Genomic DNA, 1,231 nt, shown 5'->3' with positions numbered 1-1,231 from the left:
TGAATCGCCCCGGATTCTCTAGACACCTTGCAAGCTCATTGCGTAACGCTTTTCAAACTCTACCGGTGACAGCTGATTGTTGAAACTGTGGCGTCGTTTTGGGTTGTAAAACATCTCGATGTAATCGAACACATCATCCCGAGCATCCTGGCGTGTAGTGTAGATTTTACGCTTGATCCGTTCCCGCTTTAGCAACTGGAAAAAGCTCTCCGCCACAGCGTTGTCGTGGCAGTTACCTCGACGACTCATGCTGGCTACCAGGTTGTTAGCTTTCAAGAAGCTTCGCCAGTCTGAGCTGCTGTACTGACTTCCTTGATCCGAGTGGATCATCACCTCTTGCTTCGGCTTGCGTCTCCAAACCGCCATCAGCAGTGCATCAATGGCTACGTCGCTGGTCATCTGCGACTTCATTGACCAACCAATGATCTGGCGTGAAAACAGATCGAGCACCACGGCCAAATACAACCAGCCTTCATATGTTCGGATGTAGGTAATGTCTGTGACCCAGACTTTGTTGGGTTCTCTGACATCGAATTGGCGCTTCAGTAAGTTCGGTGAGGCAACGGCTGGTTTACCGCCATATTTTCCCGGCCTCCGTCGATACCCAGTCTGAGAACGTAAACCTTTAATGCGCATCAACCTAGCCACCCGGTGACGGCCACAGCTCTCTCCAACCTCTCGCAGGTCATCATGGATCTTGCGATAGCCATAAACACCACCGCTTTCCAGCCAGGAGTGTTTGATCAACCCAAGCAGTCGCTGATCGTCCTTGGCTCGCGCAGATTTTGGTTCTGATAGCCACGCGTAGTAGCCGCTGGGATGAACCTTGAGTGTCAGGCAAAGGCGTCGAATCGCGTAATGACCCGCTTGCTGCTTAATAAAGGCGTACTTCAGCCGCACTCCTTGGCAAAGTACGCGGCGGCCTTTTTTAAGATGTCTCGCTCCTCCGTCACCCGTTTCAGCTCGGCACGTAGACGACGAACCTCAGCGCTCTGATCATCCTCCTCGACGCGCTGTTCCTGGGGCTTGGTGTAGCGCTTAACCCAGGCATAGAGGCTGTGCACGGACACACCCAATCGTGCAGCCACCTCCGAGACAGGAAGCTGCTTTTCGGTCACTTGCTTGACCGCCTGGATTTTGAATTCTTCGGGATAACGCTGGTTGCTCATGGCACCTCCTAATGGGCCTCATTTTAAGGCTTGGAGGTGTCTACGAAACTAGGGGCGATTCA

General features: G+C 52.7%; 1 protein-coding gene. It reads right to left on the bottom strand.

What is annotated here, in order from left to right:
• Nucleotides 1-18: 18 nt before the first annotated feature.
• Nucleotides 19-1,169, bottom strand: a protein-coding gene (locus ACQRBT_RS28245) for an IS3 family transposase (RefSeq protein ID WP_145977778.1) whose coding sequence is annotated in 2 segments (ribosomal slippage) — nucleotides 19-935 and nucleotides 935-1,169 — 1,152 coding nt in all. Because the reading frame shifts where the segments join, the coding sequence is not laid out codon by codon here.
• Between the last annotated feature and the right edge of the window lie 62 nt (nucleotides 1,170-1,231).

Source organism: Pseudomonas sp. R19M, from assembly GCF_050312585.1.
GTDB classification, from domain to species: domain Bacteria; phylum Pseudomonadota; class Gammaproteobacteria; order Pseudomonadales; family Pseudomonadaceae; genus Aquipseudomonas; species Aquipseudomonas palleroniana.
The sequence above is the reverse complement of the archived record's forward strand: the minus strand, read 5'-3'. Positions and strand labels throughout refer to the sequence as shown.